The organism is Pantoea sp. RCC30.1 (assembly GCF_058148845.1).
Genome location: NZ_JBXUHX010000008.1, coordinates 1 through 18,927 on the forward strand (window position 1 = coordinate 1; position 18,927 = coordinate 18,927).

Annotated in this window: 16 protein-coding genes and 1 rRNA gene; 4 read left to right on the forward strand and 13 right to left on the reverse strand. The window is 55.2% G+C overall.

The features are described from left to right. Positions 1-75 (forward strand): 5S ribosomal RNA (gene rrf, locus AC2LB6_RS09115); the annotation flags it as partial. A 276-nt stretch (positions 76-351) separates the two neighbouring features. Then, complete coding sequence (locus tag AC2LB6_RS09120) at positions 352-1,638, forward strand: MFS family transporter (RefSeq protein ID WP_490093263.1); 1,287 nt, start codon at positions 352-354, stop codon at positions 1,636-1,638. A 342-nt stretch (positions 1,639-1,980) separates the two neighbouring features. On the opposite strand, the gene pssA is transcribed toward AC2LB6_RS09120, so the two are convergent. From pssA to trxC, 4 genes are all read right to left on the reverse strand, one after another. Next, positions 1,981-3,336: a CDP-diacylglycerol--serine O-phosphatidyltransferase gene (gene pssA / locus AC2LB6_RS09125; protein ID WP_490093264.1), complete on the reverse strand. Its 1,356-nt coding sequence runs from the start codon at positions 3,334-3,336 to the stop codon at positions 1,981-1,983. A 117-nt stretch (positions 3,337-3,453) separates the two neighbouring features. Beyond that, entirely contained in the window at positions 3,454-6,111 is a 2,658-nt protein-coding gene (locus AC2LB6_RS09130; RefSeq protein WP_490093265.1) for a bifunctional acetate--CoA ligase family protein/GNAT family N-acetyltransferase, read from the reverse strand. A 139-nt stretch (positions 6,112-6,250) separates the two neighbouring features. Next, positions 6,251-6,928 carry a tRNA-uridine aminocarboxypropyltransferase gene (locus AC2LB6_RS09135; protein WP_490093266.1) on the reverse strand — a complete coding sequence of 226 codons (678 nt, stop codon included), beginning with the start codon at positions 6,926-6,928 and terminating at the stop codon, positions 6,251-6,253. A gap of 81 nt (positions 6,929-7,009) precedes the next feature. Further along, positions 7,010-7,429, reverse strand: coding sequence for a thioredoxin TrxC (trxC, locus tag AC2LB6_RS09140; protein ID WP_008926766.1), 420 nt, complete (start codon positions 7,427-7,429; stop codon positions 7,010-7,012). A 159-nt stretch (positions 7,430-7,588) separates the two neighbouring features. Here trxC and AC2LB6_RS09145 point away from each other — a divergent pair, with 159 nt between their 5' ends. Beyond that, complete coding sequence (locus tag AC2LB6_RS09145) at positions 7,589-8,773, forward strand: tRNA/rRNA methyltransferase (protein ID WP_490093267.1); 1,185 nt, start codon at positions 7,589-7,591, stop codon at positions 8,771-8,773. A 36-nt stretch (positions 8,774-8,809) separates the two neighbouring features. On the opposite strand, the gene emrB is transcribed toward AC2LB6_RS09145, so the two are convergent. The 9 genes from emrB to AC2LB6_RS09190 all read right to left on the reverse strand — a co-directional run bounded on the left by emrB (position 8,810) and on the right by AC2LB6_RS09190 (position 18,413). Continuing rightward, on the reverse strand, positions 8,810-10,345 hold the full coding sequence (gene emrB, locus AC2LB6_RS09150) for a multidrug efflux MFS transporter permease subunit EmrB (RefSeq protein WP_283547243.1): 1,536 nt from the start codon (positions 10,343-10,345) through the stop codon (positions 8,810-8,812). A 16-nt stretch (positions 10,346-10,361) separates the two neighbouring features. Continuing rightward, complete coding sequence (gene emrA, locus AC2LB6_RS09155; protein ID WP_490093268.1) at positions 10,362-11,534, reverse strand: multidrug efflux MFS transporter periplasmic adaptor subunit EmrA; 1,173 nt, start codon at positions 11,532-11,534, stop codon at positions 10,362-10,364. 149 nt (positions 11,535-11,683) lie between these two features. Further along, the gene (mprA, locus tag AC2LB6_RS09160) at positions 11,684-12,214 is read right to left on the reverse strand and encodes a transcriptional repressor MprA (RefSeq protein WP_490093269.1); all 531 of its coding nucleotides are present in this window, start codon (positions 12,212-12,214) and stop codon (positions 11,684-11,686) included. A gap of 262 nt (positions 12,215-12,476) precedes the next feature. Beyond that, positions 12,477-13,703 carry an MFS transporter gene (locus AC2LB6_RS09165; RefSeq protein ID WP_490093270.1) on the reverse strand — a complete coding sequence of 409 codons (1,227 nt, stop codon included), beginning with the start codon at positions 13,701-13,703 and terminating at the stop codon, positions 12,477-12,479. A 352-nt stretch (positions 13,704-14,055) separates the two neighbouring features. Beyond that, entirely contained in the window at positions 14,056-15,015 is a 960-nt protein-coding gene (gene nrdF, locus AC2LB6_RS09170) for a class 1b ribonucleoside-diphosphate reductase subunit beta (protein WP_490093366.1), read from the reverse strand. Between the two features lie 8 nt (positions 15,016-15,023). Then, complete coding sequence (gene nrdE / locus AC2LB6_RS09175) at positions 15,024-17,162, reverse strand: class 1b ribonucleoside-diphosphate reductase subunit alpha (RefSeq protein WP_490093271.1); 2,139 nt, start codon at positions 17,160-17,162, stop codon at positions 15,024-15,026. Then, positions 17,132-17,545 (reverse strand): class Ib ribonucleoside-diphosphate reductase assembly flavoprotein NrdI, encoded by a 414-nt coding sequence (nrdI, locus tag AC2LB6_RS09180; RefSeq protein ID WP_490093272.1) that lies wholly within the window; start codon positions 17,543-17,545, stop codon positions 17,132-17,134. The genes nrdE and nrdI overlap by 31 nt, the downstream gene beginning before the upstream one ends. A gap of 4 nt (positions 17,546-17,549) precedes the next feature. Further along, on the reverse strand, positions 17,550-17,792 hold the full coding sequence (locus AC2LB6_RS09185) for a redoxin NrdH (RefSeq protein ID WP_136197494.1): 243 nt from the start codon (positions 17,790-17,792) through the stop codon (positions 17,550-17,552). A 303-nt stretch (positions 17,793-18,095) separates the two neighbouring features. After that, a complete protein-coding gene (locus tag AC2LB6_RS09190) occupies positions 18,096-18,413 on the reverse strand; it encodes a DUF883 family protein (RefSeq protein WP_136197493.1) in 318 nt (105 codons plus the stop codon). Positions 18,414-18,566: 153 nt separating this feature from the next. On the opposite strand from AC2LB6_RS09190, the gene AC2LB6_RS09195 reads away from it, so the two are divergent. Continuing rightward, positions 18,567-18,902 carry a DUF2002 family protein gene (locus AC2LB6_RS09195; RefSeq protein WP_003850360.1) on the forward strand — a complete coding sequence of 112 codons (336 nt, stop codon included), beginning with the start codon at positions 18,567-18,569 and terminating at the stop codon, positions 18,900-18,902. Positions 18,903-18,927 lie beyond the last annotated feature (25 nt).

Here is an 18,927-nt window from a genome sequence, read left to right on the forward strand (position 1 = left end):
GAACTCAGAAGTGAAACGCCGTAGCGCCGATGGTAGTGTGGGGTCTCCCCATGCGAGAGTAGGGAACTGCCAGGCATTATATAAGTGAAGAAGCCCCGCACGGAAGTGCGGGGCTTTTTTACGTCTGGATTTTGCTGTATTTAGCAGAAATGTTTATCATTTGTCCGCTTACTGCAACCCTGTCACCCCCGGATTCTTCCTCATAATCGCCAGCAACCCGCTGATTTTTCGATAATTAGCGACATGGCTCACAATAATAATCTCGGATTACCCCGCCTTTACCTCCAGTAGACTTAAATGCTTTACTCACTCCTTTAAACGCTGTTGATCAGCAAGGAACAGAGGTAAAGCATGACACCCAATAATAAAACTCAGACGGATGATACAAAGAAACGTATCTGGGCTATCGTCGGCGCGTCATCGGGCAACCTGGTTGAGTGGTTCGACTTCTATGTCTATTCATTCTTCTCGCTCTACTTTGCGCACATTTTCTTCCCGCAGGGCGACACCACAACGCAGTTGTTACAGACGGCGGGCGTTTTTGCGGCAGGATTTCTGATGCGTCCGATTGGCGGCTGGCTATTCGGCTATATCGGCGACAAACATGGCCGAAAAAATTCGATGCTGGTTTCGGTCTGTATGATGTGCTTTGGTTCGCTGGTGATCGCCTGCCTGCCCGGTTATGCAACGATCGGCGTGGCGGCTCCCGTTATTCTGCTGCTGGCGCGTATGTTTCAGGGATTATCGGTGGGCGGGGAATATGGGACCAGCGCAACCTACATGAGCGAAGTGGCTCTGGAAGGACGCAAAGGATTTTACGCCTCTTTCCAGTATGTCACGCTGATTGGCGGTCAGTTAGCGGCGGTACTGACCGTGGTGGTTCTGCAATTTCTGCTTACTGATGCAGAGCTGCGCAACTGGGGCTGGCGCATTCCGTTCTTCCTCGGCGCATTGCTCGCCGTTGTCGCATTATGGTTACGACGCTCTCTGGAGGAAACGTCAGATAAGGCCAGCCGTGAACATCGCGATGCAGGTAGCGTAATCGGATTACTGCGCAATCATCCCCGTCCCTTCCTGATGGTGCTGGGTTTCACCGCGGGTGGCTCCCTGAGTTTTTACACCTTCACCACCTACATGCAGAAGTATCTGGTTAACACATCAGGCATGGATCCAAAAACGGCCAGCGGGCTGATGACCGGGGCGCTGCTGGTCTTTATGCTGATTCAGCCAATAATCGGTGCGCTGTCAGATAAAATCGGTCGTCGCACTTCGATGATGATCTTTGGTGCGGGTGCGGCAATCTGTACAGTACCCATTCTGACCTTGCTGCAAAACGTGCAAAGTCCCGGCGTAGCTTTCCTGTTAATCATGCTGGCCTTGCTGATTACCAGCTTCTACACCGCCATCAGCGGCATTCTTAAAGCCGAAATGTTTCCGCCGCAGGTGCGTGCTCTGGGTGTAGGGCTATCTTACGCAGTAGCGAATGCGCTGTTCGGTGGGTCGGCGGAGTATGTGGCGTTGCTGATGAAGCAGCAGGGAATCGAGACCACTTTCTTCTGGTATGTCTCAGCAATGGGCGCAGTGGCGTTTCTGGTGTCGCTGCTGCTGCACAAGCGCGGTAAGGGGATTAAGCTTTAACAGGGCTACTGGCTCAGATTCCACAGGGCAATGCTGCTGGCTGCACCGGCGGCATCCCACGCGGAATCTTTACAGCTCCAGCCATTCGGACGGCTGTCATACCACTCTTTCCCCGCCCCAGGACTTAATGAAAACAGGATGCCAATAGTCTGGCTTTTCCGGCCAGAAAGAGGCTGGCGCTGACCATATTCATTGCCTTCAGCGGCCAGCGCGGTAGAAGCGAAAAGTGTTCCGCGTTATCCCGTCCGGTCCACTAATCTTCCGCCATATGGACGCATCCACTACACAACAGCACAGCAAGCAGTACAATTCGCATAATGGATGCCTTCATGGCCTCAGCGATTAAAGAATACGGCTGATCAGGCGATCGATACGTATCCGGCGCAGCCGGCGAATCAGTTTCCGCACTTTAGCGGGGTAATCGGCAATACTCTCAAGCTCACGGAAATGCGTCACTACCGTCGTGTTCTGTCGGATTAACGTCAACTCCTTCTCACGCTGAGCCGCTAATTCCTGATGAGGATCGTGGATCAGCACCGCATTTTCCAGATCGAGCCGCCAGGCACGCGGATTAAGGTTATTACCGGTAATCAGCTGCCATTCATCATCAACCCACATCCCTTTAAGGTGATAACTGTTATCGCCATCCTTCCACAGTCTCACAACCAGCTGATCGGTCGTAACGTAGTAGTGCAAACGGCTCATAAAGCGACGCAGGTTGATTTCATACAGGTATGGCAGCGCGCCAATAATTTTAAACGGCTGATCGGGCGCGATGTAGAAATCATTGGCTGTTTTATCACCGACGATGATCTCGACCTTTTTCCCCTGGCGCAGCAGGTGAATGATATTACGCACCAGCAGGGCGGGCATGTTGAAATAGGGGGTACAGATGATCAGCTTCTGTTCCGCACAGGGCATCAGGTGGAAAATGGTTTTATTGAGCAGGCTATGCTTACCCAGACCAACTAACGGCGTGACCGCCAGTTCATCGTTGCCGGCATTCCCTTCAAACTGATAATTGAAGCCGCGCAGATCCTGACGGAACTGACGTGTCTCATTTTTAATTTCAGGGCTTGAGGGGCGCTCAGCAAAATCGAGTCGGTTGACCGCTTCCGCCGACTTCAGATTGAGCGTGATCCAGTCATACATCGTATCGGTCAGCTGGGCATTACGGATAACCTGGTAGCGATCATAGCGATACTTATCATGCTGATGCAGGTAGACATCATTGATGCTGGCTCCGCTGTAGAGCAGCATATCATCAATAATAAACCCTTTTAGATGGAGCACGCCCAGCGCTTCACGGGTATTAACCGGGATACCATAAACCGGGATGGCGATATCCGGATAGCGGGTCGCCATCTCGCAATACCAGTCGGCATTGGTTACGCCTCGCGCTGCGCCAATCCGGCCACGCTGCGCACGGTGCCAGTCAACCAGAATCGAGATATCCAGCTCCGGCCGCGCCTGCTTCGCACTATAAAGCGCATCCATGACGGCACGCCCGGCGTCATCATTTTCCAGATAGAGCGCAACAATACAGATGCGTGACTGCGCTGCTGCAATCTTCTCCAGCAACGTCTGGCGGAATTCGGCAGGCGAGTAAAGTGTCGACACATCCGCAACGGATTGTGACAGTTTCGGCAGCTGTGCGAGGTGTTGTTGGTGTTTGTTACGTTTAAATTTAGACAACATCACAGTGCACTTCTTCTCTGTTCATTGCATGGCCTTTTGCCATCAAATCAGGGTTATAACCACAAATAATAACATCAACTCCGTCGATTCGAACGTTTTTTACCTTTCTCTACAAGGTTAGTTGATCTCATTCTGTAAAGGCAATTTCAGGCCGACAATACCGTCATCCAGTTGAATATCAACATGAAAATTGAGTTTTCGGGCCAGTGTAATCATGCCGCGGTTATGGGGCATGGTGATACCGTTCAATTGTTGCAAGCCGTGATGTCGGGTGTAACGAATCATTTTTTCCAGCAGACGACGGCCCATGCCTAATCCTTTCAGGTCGGAACGGACCAGCACCGAAAATTCCGCATCAATGTTATCCGCATCAGAAATAGCGCGGGTGACACCAATGATCTCAGGGCGTCCCTGATGCTGACGCACCGCCACAATCGCCATCTCGCGGTCATAATCGATCTGGGTCATATTGGCGAGGTCATCATGTGTAAACTCATTGATCTCACTGAAGTAGCGGTAGTAAAGATCCTCTTTAGTGACCTGACTGATGAAATCGCGCAGCAGAGGTTCATCTTCAGGCAGGATAGGGCGGAACAGGCAGAATTGCCCATCCTTTAACTCCACTTCTTCTTCCAGATGCTGCGGATAGGGGCGTATTGCCAGTCGTGCTTCGTTATCGCCGTGGAACGGAGCCAGCGTCAGAGTGACATCCAGCAGAGTAAAATCATTGCCCGCCGCCAGCAGCGGATGAATATCCAGTCGCTGGATCTCCGGGCAATCCACCACGAGGTTTGAGACCTGCACCAGCAACTGACTTAGACCGGGGATATCGAGCGGATTCAGGGCGCTGCGGCTGCGGATTTTGCCGCTCTTGATCGCCTGAATCACCAGATAGCGTGCCAGCGTCATATTCAACGGAGGCAGGGCAACGGCAGCCTGTTTATCGGCCTGCCATTCAACACCGCCTTCACCCAGCATAATGATCGGGCCAAACAGAGCGTCCTGTTCGACCACGACCCGCAGTTCCTGCGCGCCCGCACGGCTGGCCATGCTCTGAACCAGCAGCCCTTCGATACGTGCCTGCGGTAGTGTCTGTTTGACACGATCAAAAATAGCCTCGGCGGCATGCTCTACTTCGCTGGCATTGCGCAGGTAGAGCATTACGCCCTGAACCTCCGATTTATGGGCGATATCAGGCGAGCGCAGTTTCAGCGCCACCGGATAGCCAATCTGATCGGCAATCGCCACGGCCGCCGCACTGTCGCTGGCGATCCAGGTGGGCAGCGTCGCCAGCCCATACGCCTGCAGCACCGGCTGCACTTCGTGGGTATCCAGCGCGGTGATACCACGCGCCAGCGCCTGTGAAAGCAACTGGTGAGCATGGGCACTGTCCTGGTTTAGCGTGGCTGGCAGGGCAGGGGTTTCACGCAGCTGCTTCTGGTTACGCCGGTACTCAACCTGATGCATAAAGGCGGTGACAGTACCTTCCGGCGTGCGCCAGGTCGGTATACCCGCCTGCGTAAAGGCTCGACGCGCAGCCTGAGAAGAGAACTCGCCGCTCCAGTTTGTCAGCAGCGTCACCCGCTTTCCGCGCGGGTGACGGCCAATGGTGTCGATCAGATGTGTGGCCGTCTCAGTCGCAGGCGCGACCGCGCTTGGCGCATGAATAATCATTAATGCATCAAGTTCATGGCTGTTGAGCAGGATCTCCACACAGGCAGCGTAGCGCTCGGCGGTAGCATCATCTTTTAAATCCAGCGGATTACCGCGACCCGCACCCGCAGGCAACAGCGCCTCCAGCTGCTGACGCGTCTCATCGCTGAGCTGCGCCAGTTTGCCGTTACGGGCATAGAGCTCATCCAGCGCCAGCGCGGCAGGTGCGGCACCATTACTGATGATCATCAGCCTGTCGCCACGCAGCGGTCGCATATGACTTAGCGACTCAACGGCGGAGAACAGCTCATGGGTATCCTGGACCCGCAGCAACCCGGCGCGCTGAATGGCCGCATCCCAGGCGGCGTCGAGTCCGCTGTGAGTACCAAGCAGCGCCTGCGCTTCACGGCTGCGACCACTCTTGATAATCAATATCGGTTTATTACGCGAGGCACTGCGTGAGGCGGAAACAAAACGACGCGCATCACTGAGGTGTTCGAGATAGAGCAGGATGGCACTGGTCTTCCCGTCGCGAGCCAGAAAGTCGAGCAGGTCATCGACATCGGTATCCAGACTGTCACCCAGCGCGATAAACCAGGAGAAACCGAGATTACGCTGCTGTGCCCAGTCGAGAATGGTATTAGAAACGGCGGCAGACTGGGAGATAAACGCGATACGGCCTTTCTCTATTGGCACCGGCGAGAAGCTGGCATTCAGGCCCTGCCAGGGTGCCAGCAGGCCAAGACTGTTCGGTCCCAGCAAACGAATCTGCCACCGGCTGGCGCAGGCTTTGAGTTCCGCCGACTGGCTGGCGGGCGCAGAGAGAATAATACAGGCTTTGCAGCCTTTCTCGCCGAGCTGTTGCAGCAATTCGAGGTTTCGTTTTGAGTGAGTGCAGATCACCGCCAGGTCTGGCGCGAAAGGTAAGCTGTCGATGGTGGGCCAGGCCAGCACGCCACTGACCGCTTTATATTTTGGCGTCACCGGCAATACCGGCCCGCTAAAACCGCCCGCCAGCAGGTTACGCATCATAAAGTATCCGGCACGCCCTGGCGTTACCGAGGCACCAATCACCGCAATTGATTTAGGTCGTAACAGCGCTTCCAGTCCGCGTTGGCTCATCTCGCCCTCCAGAGATTGGGATTTGCGTGATTGTAAACGGTTTTTGCTGGCAGTGCTTCCGGGCAGATCGCAGGCTGAACATCCGAATCCTGGCATCTGTCAGAGCAGGCTTTCGCCTGCCAGGAGAAGAAGGATGAGGCTAAGCCTGTCCGGGATGATGCGGTTTTCCTGCCAGGTAGGCTGCGCGGAACTGATCGAAATGGTGAGATAGCGCCTCTGCCGCCAGCCCATCGCCCGCCTGCGCCAGCAGCGCCGCGGCGACTTCAGCGGTGCAGTGTTGACCTTCGCCGTGTGCCTCACGCAGCGTATAGCGCGAAGGCGTGCTGACATCCAGCGACATTACCGGCAGGGCATCGAGCCAGGGGCTTTTGCGGAACATTTTGCGTGCTTCGGTCCAGGTACCATCAAGCATAATAAACAGCGGTGGCTTGCCGCTGGTGGGTGGCGTTGTCAGCACCTCGCGACCGGGATCGGCATAGGATGCCGGGAAGACGACAAGCGGCTGATAATCGGGATTGCGCACGGCCGCCAGCAGCAGCGGATCCGGCTCGGTGCGTGACCAGCCAAAAGCCTGAGTATCCGGCAGAATATCGGCAATCAGACGGCCGGTATTGCTCGGCTTCATCGGCTCGGTATCAAACATCACCAGGCAGAAGCGGCTACGTGCAGACTGAGGCACGATATGACCGCAGAGACAGTTGGCCTCTGGCAGCAGACAGCCCTGGCAGCGAATGACCCGATTTCCGCGCGCGAGGAAAGGACGGGTGGCACGGGCCAGGCGTTGGGTGCGCAAGCGCAAAACAGCATTATCAGACATGAGTATTCAGGGCAGGAAAAACGTCAGTGTAATCGAAGCGCAGATGAAAAGGAAAAGGCCAGACTGGCTGGCCTCTTGAGATTAAAGTGATTCATCCAGCCATTCGTTAAACGGCGCTTTGGGCATGGCACCGTTCAGCATGTCCACCCGCTCGCCGTTCTTAAACAGCATGATGGTCGGAATACTGCGAATGTTGAAACGGGCGCTCAGGGCGGGTTCCGCTTCGGTGTTCACTTTAATGAATCGAACTTTTCCGCTGCGCTCACTGGCGACATCTTTAAACACCGGCGCAAAATTGACGCAGGGACCGCACCAGGGCGCCCAGAAATCGATCACCACCGGCAGATCGTCCTGCAGATATTTATCAAAGTTAGCGCTGGTGGCATTGACCACTTCGCCATCAAACAACGCATTTCCGCAGCGGCCACATTTCGCCGCGTCGGCAAGGCGTTCTTCAGGAACGCGATTGGTTGCCTGACAGGAAGCGCATACCGTATTCATAGGAACCTCTGGGGTTGAAAAGTGTCAGTCTGGTAATAGTTGTCCATTATGAAAGGGGGCGGATTTTCGCTCAATCTGGATTGCTCTATAGGTTCAATAGTTGATAGCTAAGCGCCAGCACATCAGGTAATCTGCGCGCTCTAAATGCAGGAGGAAGACATGAACGACGAATTTAAAGGCAAGAGCGGCAAGGTTAAGGTGATGTACGTGCGTGGCGAGGACGATAAAAGCGCGCGTGCGCCGAATCCTCGTACAGGCAAAGGTGGTCACTCTGCTGCCCGCCCGGATGATAATCGTCGTTCGTCTGGCCCCCGTACTGAACGCGGTCAGGAAGGCGGTCGCTCCGCTGGCCGTCGCAGCGACGACACCGGTCGCAGCAGTTCACCACGTCGTGACGAAGGCGGACGTGGCGCACCACGCCGTTCAGACGATGGCGCAGGTCGCCGCAACGATCGTGGCGATGATAGCCGTGGTGCCTATGGCAACAGCGATTCCCCGTGGCGTACCGTGTCACGCGCGCCATCAGCCGATCGTGCAGCATCGCCTGAGAGCGATAAGCCCGATCACGGCGGCATCAGCGGCAAGAGCTTTGTCGATCCTGAGCAGATCCGTCGTCAGCGTAACGAAGAAACCCGCGTTTATGGTGAGAACGCCTGTCAGGCGCTGTTTCAGAGCCGTCCGGAAGCGATTGTTCGCGCCTGGTTCATTCAGGAAGTGACCCCGCGTTTCCGCGAATCGCTGCGCTGGCTGGCGGCTAACCGCAAAGCCTATCACGTGGTAGAAGATGCAGAGATCACCAAGGCTTCAGGTACAGAGCATCATGGCGGCGTCTGCTTCCTGATCAAAAAGCGCATGGGTATGGCGGTTTCTGAATGGCTGAGTCAGGCAACGACCAAAGATTGCGTACTGGCGCTGGAAGATGTCAGCAACCCGCACAACCTCGGCGCGATTATGCGCAGCTGCGCGCACTTCGGCGTAAAAGGTTTGCTGATAAACGATGCCTCACTGCTGGAGTCAGGCGCAGCCGTGCGAACTGCAGAAGGCGGAGCTGAGCATGTGCAGGCTATCAGCGGTGCAACCTTCAGCGAAGGTCTGGAAGCATTCCGTAAAGCGGGTTACACCATCGTGACTACCTCCAGCCATCAGGGCACGCCGCTGGCGCAGGCTCAGCTGCCGGAGAAAATGGTGCTGGTGTTAGGTCAGGAGCGTGAGGGTCTTTCTGACACCGCGTTCAAACAGGGTGACATGAGCCTGTCGATTGGCGGCACCGGCAACGTTGAAAGCCTCAACGTCTCTGTTGCAACCGGCGTACTGCTCGCCGAATGGTGGCGTCAGAACGCATAAAAAAACGGGCCGAAAGGCCCGTTTTGCTGTGTGACATCAGTGCGCGCCACCCCCACCACCGCCTGCACCAAACGGCGGACGTGCAAACCAGATCAGGACCAGCAGGATCAGGAACACTCCCGCCGACGCCCAGAAGATTTCATTTGCTGAAATAATCAGTCCCTGATTGGTAATCTGCTGCGCGATATAGGCGGACGCCTGCTGCTGCGTCATCCCCAGGCTCTCCAGCTGGCTATACATCTGTTGCGAATTGACGTTGTACGGGGTGATCGACTCCGTCAGGTAGCTATGATGCATCGACTCGCGGTTAGTCCACATGGTGGTGGTAATCGACGTTCCCACCGAGCCAGCAAATGTACGCATAAAGTTCGACAGGCTGGAGGCGGCGGCCATACGCTCCGGCGGGAGTCCCGATAGCGTTATGGTGGTCAGCGGCATAAAGAAGCAGGCCACGGCAAAGCCCTGGATAAACTGCGGCCAGGCTGAGGCACCAAAGTCCATCCCCGGTTCAAACGTATACGCGCGCCAGTAGAAGCAGACGGCATACATAATGAAGCTGAACGTGACCAGCCGTCGCATGTCGAGCTTATGGGCAAAGCGACCAATGATCGGCGACAGAATCACCGGCAAAATCCCCACCGGCGCAGACGCCAGACCGGCCCAGGTTGCGGTATAACCGTAGACCTCCTGCAGCAGCTGCGGCAACAGCACTATCGAGCCGAAGTAGAGCATGTAAGCCAGACTGATAGACAGACAGCCGATGGTAAAGTTGCGCGACTTAAACAGCGACAGGTCAATGATCGGGTGATCGTCCGTCAGCTCCCAGACCAGCAGGACTGACAGCGCAATCACGGCCACTACCCCGAGCACGATGATCTCGGACGAGTTAAACCAGTCAAGCTCCTTTCCGCGATCCAGCATCACCTGCAGACAGCCGATCCCCACCACCAGCAGTACCAGCCCGACCATATCGATCCGCCGGATTTCGGTTTTAGTTTCCCGGCCACGCAGGGTTTGCAGCGTCAGTATCACCACCGCCACACCAATCGGCACGTTGATAAAGAAGATCCAGCCCCAGTGATAGTTATCGCTGATCCAGCCGCCCAGTATCGGGCCACAGATCGGTGCCACAATCACCGTCATCGCCCACAGCGATAGCGCAACACTGCGCTTGGCGGGCGGATAGTTGTTGAGCAGCAGACTTTGCGACAGCGGGATCAAGGGACCCGCGACGATCCCCTGAATGACGCGGAAGAAGATCAGCATCTCCAGGCTGTCTGACATGCCACACGCCCATGAGGCGATGGCAAACAGAATGGTTGACCAGGTAAAGAGCTTTACTTCACCGATGCGTTTTGCCAGCCAGCCGGTCAGCGGGATCGAGATCGCATTCGCCACACCAAACGAGGTGATCACCCAGGTGCCCTGAGAGTTCGACGCTCCCAGGTTCCCGGCAATGGTGGGGATAGCCACGTTAGCGATGGTCGAGTCCAGAACCTGCATGAACGTCGCCAGCGACAGCGCAATGGTCATCAGGACCAGCGGCATCCCTTCAAGCGGTTTTTGTGCCATTACAGCCTCCGCGTCATCATCCGGCGTTGGCGCGGACGATATCGGTGATCAGCTGATTGACCGGCGCAAGGTCAATCGCCAGTGCGTTGCTGCTGTAAGCGGCCTGCTGACGGGCGCTGGTGGCGAGTGCGCTACCTTCTTTGCTGGTGGTATCGATTTTAACCAGCGTGGAGAGGCCGATGCGCAGCGGATGTCTGGCGATATCTTCCTGATTCAGTTCGATACGAACCGGCAGGCGCTGAACCACTTTGATCCAGTTGCCGGTGGCATTCTGTGCTGGCAGCAGAGAGAAGGCGCTGCCGGTGCCCATATCCAGTCCGGCGACTTTGCCCTGATAAACCACTTCGTCACCGTAGATATCGGCAACTACGGTGGCAGGCTGACCAATACGCACGCCAGCCAGCTGGGTCTCTTTGAAGTTGGCATCGACCCACAGATTGGTGGCAGGGACGACAGCCAGCAGCGGGGTGCTGGTGGAGATTTGCGAACCGACCTGCACGCTACGACGGGAGATAAAACCATCCATCGGGCTGCGGATTTCAGTGCGCTGCAGCGCCAGCCAGGCGTCACGCAACTCAGCCGCGCTCTGTTGAACGGCTGGCTGATTCTCCAGCGAGGTATTGAGGATCATCGCCTGATTGGCATTGTATTGCTGAATCGCTACGTCCAGCTGCGCTTTGGCGGTGGCCACGGCATCACGGGCGTGCTGCAGCTCTTCACGGCCAATCAGATTAGCCGCACCTAATGGCTCGCGACGTTTCAGGTCGGCTTCGGCCTGTGCCAGCGCGGTCTGCTGCAGGGTAATGCTGGCCTGATACTGTTTGCCATTAATCATCAGCTGATGCGTCTGACGCACGCTGGTGGCGAGCGCCGTCTGCGCTTTTTCAAACGCCTGCTCCGCATCCGTTTTATCCAGTGAAACCAGCACATCGCCTTTTTTGACGAAATCGGTATCTTCAAACCAGACTTTATTCACGCTACCGGACACCTGTGCCATCACCTGCACCTGGTTACCCGCAACGTAGGCGTCATCCGTTTCCTGAAAATGGCGCAGGACCAGGAACCAGTAAACTCCCCAGGCAATACCAATCAGCACAAAGATCAGCGCCAGCACGATGAGCACACTTTTGCGCTTCTTCTTTTTACTGGCTGACGGTTGCGGGCTTTGTGCTTCTGCCGTTGCACTCATGTCTTTCTCCACGTTTTCCATTTAGTCGGGCGGCAGCAATCCATTTCCGCCTGCGCCCAAGTCGAAAAAGCCAGCGACTGAGCGCTGGCCAGATAAAAAGGGAATTAAAATAACGATTTCGACAGGTGATTGTGTCGCACTTATTGCTATTAGCGGGACAGCGAGGCGATCAGCTGATCTTCATCCATTTTATCAAGACGATTAAGCAGCTTACGAGTGATGCCTTCCAGCTGAGATTTCTCATCGACCGACAGCGACGACCAGAGATACTGCAGGCTCTGATGCTGGGGGGGCAGCAGCTGACGCAGGAAATCCATGCCTTTATCGGTCAGATGCAGGTGCAGGCAGCGACGGTCGTGATCGCTTTCGCGACGCTCAATCCAGCCGCGCTTTTCCAGCTCATCCGCAATGCGCGTCGCATTGGTGCGAGAAGAGCCAAGAGCAGAACTAAGCTCAGAAGGCTGAATGCTGTGGTTTTCCTGTGCATCCAGCGTAATCAACGCCATGAACAGGGTTTCATTAATACCCTGTGCTTTCAGCATCTTATTGCGGTTGTCCAGCAGTTTACCCTGCATATGCATACAGAGACGCGTCAGAATAATTTCCTGTAACGGAAAATCCTTATGGCGATTGGCACGGATGTTTAGCATCTGCTCAATGGGAGTAAACGAACTTTCCATTAAAAAAACCTCACTAATTGCAACTTGTATAATAACTATGGTGACAGGATAAGCGTAGTCACTTTTTGGCAGGTGATCGCTGACAGACTCACTATTCACCATCAAAGGTATTCCAGGCCATTCCGTGGCCCTGGGTCAAAAACCCGTACGTCCGGCGGCAGCCGCTGTGCCGGAACGTGATCAAAAAGGGGGCAAATTTAATAATATCGCGGGGAAAAATAACTGAAGTGAATAGGTTTGCTACTAACCATAACAAGCCTAATCATTTGTGACCAGACGCAATGCGCTGTCCGGGCAGGCTTCTGTTAATTTTTTCCGGCTCAAAGCGCGATCCAGTAGCCCAAATCAGCAGATTAACCATAGTCAGCAGCGCGCCAGCGCCACAGACGCCATACCAGCCCCAAAGATGGTAAGCGGTCGCGGAGAGCAGTGAGCCGGCCGCGCCACCCATAAAGTAGCTGGTCATGTAACCGGCATTAAGTCGGTTCCGCGCCTCCGGCATCTGCGCGTAGATTACGCTTTGATTGGTGATATGGACGGCCTGCACCGCCAGATCCAGCAAGAGGATGCCAACGATCAGCGGCGCCAGATGCTCCGCGCCCCAGGCAATGGCGGCCCACGACAGCAGCATAAGCAGCAGGCCCAGACGGGTGGTCAGCTTCGCTTTTCCCATGTCAGCCAGCGCGCCCGCCTGACGTGCGGCCAGCGCACCTGCGGCACCGACCAGCCCCAGCAAGCCAATCTCGCCTTCAGAGAAGTGATAAGGCGCGCCGGACAGCAGAAACGCCATTGAGGTCCACAGCAGGCTGAAATTGGCAAAGGAAAGACAGCCGGTCCAGGCACGGGTACGAATCACACGGTTGCCTGCATACAGGCGAAAGATGGAGGCCAGCAGTTGCGGATAGCTCATGGGCACGGACTGTTTTACGCGCGGCAGCGATCGCCATAGCGCCAGGGCCATCACCACCATTAGCAGGCTGGCAGTCCAGTAGACGGTACGCCAGCCGCCGAGTTGCGCCAGGCCGCCTGCCACGGTTCGCGCCAGCAGAATCCCCAGCAGCAGACCGCTCATGACCGTCCCCACGATTTTACCGCGCCGCTCCGGCTCGGCCAGCGTGGCGGCCAGCGGCACCAGGATTTGTGCGGCGACCGAGAACAGGCCGGTCATCACCGTGCCCAGCAGTAAAAAAGCAAAGGAGTGCGACAGGGCGATAATCACCATGCCCGCAGCAGCCAGCAGAATCATCGTCACAATCAGGCTGCGTCGTTCAAAACGATCGCCCAGCGGCACCAGCAGCAACAAACCGCAGGCGTAGCCGAGTTGCGCCGTGGTGACAATAAACCCGGCGAGGCTCACAGAGAGATCAAACTGTTGGGCGATGGTATTGAGCAGTGGCTGAACGTAGTAGTTACTGGCTACGCAGAGGCCGGTTGCTACCGACATCAGGACCACTAAAGCAGGCGTCAGCCCCTGACGAGTCGCATTCATAAACAGCATCGGTCGCTAATAATCATTTGAGGTTAATAATAACTCAAAAAACTATTTCACACGCATGTTTATTAACAGGCCATACCAGTCATAACAAGAGGTATAAACAATGGTAGATGATTTAAGCGGGGAGGGGAACGCGAGCGGGTTCAGGGAGCATACGCCCTTCGCAAAAAACGCAAAAGTTGCGCGATTACGCACCTCATCCCTGAGGTGCGCCCGTAGCCGGGCCAACGCTTTGCGCTGTTCAAAAACGCTTCCGGCGTTTTTGTCTATGGCCCGCGATGCTTTGCTACAGCCGTATGCTTTCTGAGCAAACACCTTTATTATCCGTAGCAGGTCATCCCGACCATCAGAAATTCCAGTCTTCATCTTCGGTTTCGACCGCTTTACCCATCACATAGGACGAGCCTGAACCGGAGAAGAAGTCGTGGTTCTCGTCTGCGTTGGGCGACAGCGCCGACAGAATAGCCGGATTCACCGCCGTCAGCTCCGCCGGGAACAGCGCCTCGTAGCCCAGGTTCATCAGCGCTTTATTGGCGTTGTAGTGCAGGAAGGTTTTCACTTCTTCTACCCAGCCGACATCGGCATAAAGCGCCTCGGTGTAAGCCACTTCATTCTCATACAGCGCCAGCAGTAGATCATAGGCGAACTGCTGCAGCTCTTCGCGACGCAGATCGTCAGCCGTGGCCAGCGCCAGCTGATATTTGTAGCCGATGTAGTAACCGTGCACCGCTTCATCGCGAATAATCAGGCGAATCAGGTCTGCAGTGTTGGTCAGCTTGCCACGGCTCGACCAGTACATCGGCAGCCAGAAGCCGGAATAGAACAGGAACGACTCCAGGAAGACGCTGGCGATCTTCTTCTTCAGCGGATCGTCGGCGCGGTAATGTTCCAGGATAATGCGCGCCTTGTTCTGCAGCGGCACATTCTCTTCGCTCCACTGATAGGCGGCATCCACATCCTGCGTGTTACACAGGGTGGAAAAGATCGAGCTGTAGGAGCGAGCATGCACGGCTTCCATAAAGCTGATATTCGACAGCACCGCCTCTTCGTGCGGGGTAATGGCATCGTCCATCAGTCCCGGTGCGCCGATTACGTTCTGGATGGTGTCGAGCAGCGTCAGGCCGGTGAAAACCCGGATGGTCAGCTGCTGCTGCTGTTTATCCAGCGACTGCCAGCCGGGCAGATCGTTGGAGAGCGGCACTTTCTCCGGTAGCCAGAAGTTGCTGGTGAGACGGTTCCACACCTCAAGATCTTTATCATCCTGAATGCGGTTCCAGTTAATTGCCTGAATCTGTTTGAGTTTCATCATTTTCATCACAGGGAGCAAGAGACGCAGCCCTGAACCTCCGTGCCCTGAAGCGCCATCTGACGCAGTCGAATGTAATAGAGCGTTTTGATGCCTTTTTTCCACGCGTAAATCTGCGCTTTGTTGATGTCACGGGTTGTGACGTCATCGCGGAAGAACAGCGTCAGCGACAGGCCCTGATCGACATGCTGAGTCGCTTCTGCGTAAGTATCAATAATCGCCTCCGGCCCAATCTGATACGCATCCTGATAGAGGTGGAGATTCTCATTAGTCATAAACGGCGCGGGATAGTAAACGCGGCCGGTTTTGCCCTCTTTGCGGATCTCGATAGGAGAGACAATCGGATGGATGCTGGAGGTGGCATGATTGATGTAGGAGATCGAACCGGTCGGCGGGATCGCCTGAAGGTTCTGATTAAACAGCCCGTGCTGCATAACCGCGTCACGTAGCGCCTGCCAGTCCGCCTGCGTCGGCAGAGTCAGTCCGGCATCGGCAAACAGCGTCGCAACGCGTTCCGTGCGCGGCAGCCATTCCCGCTGCAGATATTTATCAAAGTAGACGCCGCTGGCGTACTGCGAATCCGCAAAGCCGTCGAAGGTCTGCTGATGCTCCCGCGCCAGCTGATTTGAGGTGCGCAGCGCAAAGTAAGTAATGCAATAGAAGTAGAGATTGGTGAAATCCAGCGCTTCCGGTGAACCGTAGGCGATGCCTTCCCGCGCCAGATAGCCGTGCAGGTTCATCTGACCCAGGCCAATGGCGTGCGAACGGCGATTGCCTTCGGCGACTGAGGGTACGGAACCGATTTCGCTCATCATCGATACCGATGTCAGAGCGCGGATCGCCACATCCACGGTGTGCGCCAGATCGCGTGAATCCATGGCGTGCGCAATATTCAGTGAACCGAGATTACAGGAGATATCTTTGCCGATCCGACGATAGCTCAGGTCGTCATGGTACTCGCTGGCGCTGTTGACCTGCAGGATCTCAGAGCAGAGGTTGCTCATGTTGATGCGACCAGCAATAGGATTACTGCGGTTCACGCTGTCCTCATACATGATATAGGGATAGCCCGACTCAAACTGAATCTCGGCCAGCGTCTGGAAGAAGTCGCGTGGCTGAATATAGGTTTTACGGATGCGATCGTCTGCCAGCATCTCGTCATACTTCTCGCTGATGCTGATATCACCAAACGCCTGGCCGTAGATCCGCTCAACGTCATAGGGAGAAAACAGCGCCATTTGCCTGTTCTCTTTCGCCAGCTGGAAGGTGATATCAGGGATCACTACGCCTAGCGACAGGGTTTTGATGCGGATCTTCTCGTCGGCGTTTTCGCGTTTGGTATCCAGAAAGCGGAAAATATCAGGATGATGCGCATTGAGCCACACCGCGCCAGCACCCTGACGCGCGCCAAGCTGATTCGCATAGGAGAAAGCATCTTCCAGCATTTTCATTACCGGGATAACGCCCGACGACTGATTTTCAATACGCTTGATCGGCGCGCCAGACTCACGCAGATTCGACAGCAAAAAGGCGACGCCGCCGCCGCGTTTTGACAGTTGCAGTGCCGAGTTCACGGCGCGACCAATCGACTCCATATTGTCTTCGATGCGCAGCAGGAAGCAGGAGACCAGCTCACCGCGCTGCTGTTTGCCACAGTTCAGAAAAGTCGGCGTGGCGGGCTGGAATCGGCCGCTGAGGATCTCCTCCAGCAGCGCCCGTGCCAGCGTTTCATCGCCCTGAGCCAGCGTCAGTGCCACCATGCAGGCGCGCTGCTCAAAGGTTTCAAGATAGCGTTTGCCGTCAAAGGTCTTCAGGGTGTAGCTGGTGTAGTACTTCCAGGCACCCAGAAAGGTTTTGAACTCAAATCCCCAGTTCTCCGCCACCTCATGCAGCTCAAGCAGGAAGTCAAAGTCGTATTGATTAAGCATGTCCGCTTCGTAATAGCTCTCTGCTACCAGATAGCGTAAACGCTCGGCGCTGCTGGAGAAGGGGACGGTATTGGGTTGCACATGCTGCAGATAAAACTGACGTGTCGCTTCGCGATCCTTGTCGAACTGGATGCGGCCGTCAGCATCGTAGAGGTTCAGCATGGCATTGAGGGCGTGATAATCGAGCGTCACGCCGTTGAGGGTATCTGTTGTTGCCAAAATTGGGTTACTCCCGCTTTAACTTTCGCAATATCGTCAGGCGTTCCCATCAGCTCGAAGCGGTAGAGACAAGGAACCTGACATTTTTTTGCAATGATGCTGCCCGCCAGGCAGTAACCGGCACCGAAGTTACGGTTGCCCGCCGCGATCACGCCACGAATACCGCGTCGGTTCGCCTCATCATTAAGAAACTGAATCACCTGACCGGGCACTGCACCACGACTGCTACCACCGCCATAACTGGGCACTACCAGAATATAGGGCTGGTTGATATGCAGTTGCTCACGGGCATCAAGCGGGATGCGCCGGACGGGCAGGCCGAGGCGCGTCACAAACCGATGGGTGTTTTCCGACTGGCTGGAAAAATAGACCAGCGGGAACATGTGCTTAACCCCCGACGGCAGAAAGGGAGCGCAGAGTGGCGATCTTGTCCGGACGGAAACCGCTCCAGTGATCGTTATCTGCCATCACCACCGGCACCTGGCGGTAACCCAGTGATTTCAGGTTATCGATCGCTTCCGGCTGGCTGTCGAGATTGATCAGCTGATAGGCGATACCCTGACGGTCCATCGCATTTTTGGTCGCCGTGCACTGGACACAGTTATCTTTAGTGTAAATAATAATGCGCATGATTCGTATTTCCCTTTGTATGCGGTTCTGATGGCCGGGAACAAAGCGGACGCGGCAGGTTGCGGGCTTTATTGTGGCGAACATCGGATGTTGTGCTGATGAGGTAAATACTAGATGTAGTGGTTTTGGTGGTCAAGCCCACCAGATATAGGGTTTTATGATTTGCATTTGCGCAACAGAAGAAAAGCCAGCAGGGATGCGCCCTGCAGCCTGCAAAAATATTTTGTAAATGTCGCTGGCCAGAAAAAGGGCATAAAAAAGCCCTGCACAGGGCAGGGCTCAGGGAATTTTCTGGAGCTTAGCTTAGCGGCGTGAAGCCAGCAGCACACCCACGACGATACCGAACGCGGCACCGATACCGACACCGTGCCATGGCTTGTCATGGACATAGGTATCAACCTGCGCAGTGGCATCACGTGCAACCTGTGAAACACGGTTGCTGCCGCCATTCAGTCTTGAGCGGGTCTGTTTCAGCAGCTTTTCTGCCTGACTGCGGGCTGAATCCACTTCGTCTTTGGCGTCACTGCCGTAAGATTTCAACAGCGCTTCCAGTGAATCGGCCAGTTCGTTAACGTCCTGATTGATATCAATGTCATCGTTTTTTACAGTGCGATTAAACATTTTTTAGCTCCCTTTGATTTAAAAACGTAATACTAGTGTAGACGACCTTTTGATAAACGAGACGCGGGAGTGTTCTTTAGGGAAAATTCCGAATGCCCACTCTGTCATGCTGTTGTAAGGTTGCGAAGCTTTTGAAAGAGGAGAGGATCGAGCATGTATTTACGACCGGATGAGGTAGCGCGCGTACTGGAAAAAGCGGGTTTCGAAGTCGATGAAATTACCCCACGGGCCTATGGCTATCGCCGTGGAGAGAACTATGTATATGTGAATCGCGAAGCGCGCATGGGGCGCATGGCTTTAGTGATTCACCCGACACTGAAAGAGAAGAGCCAGCCGTTCGCTGAACCTGCTTCAGAAATGAAGACCTGCGATCACTACACCCAATTCCCTCTCTACCTGGCGGGTGATTCACAGGAACATTACGGCATCCCGCACGGATTCAGTTCTCGCATGGCGCTGGAACGTTATATTCAAAGCGTTTTCGGCTAACGCATCAGGCCCCGCCGCGACGGGG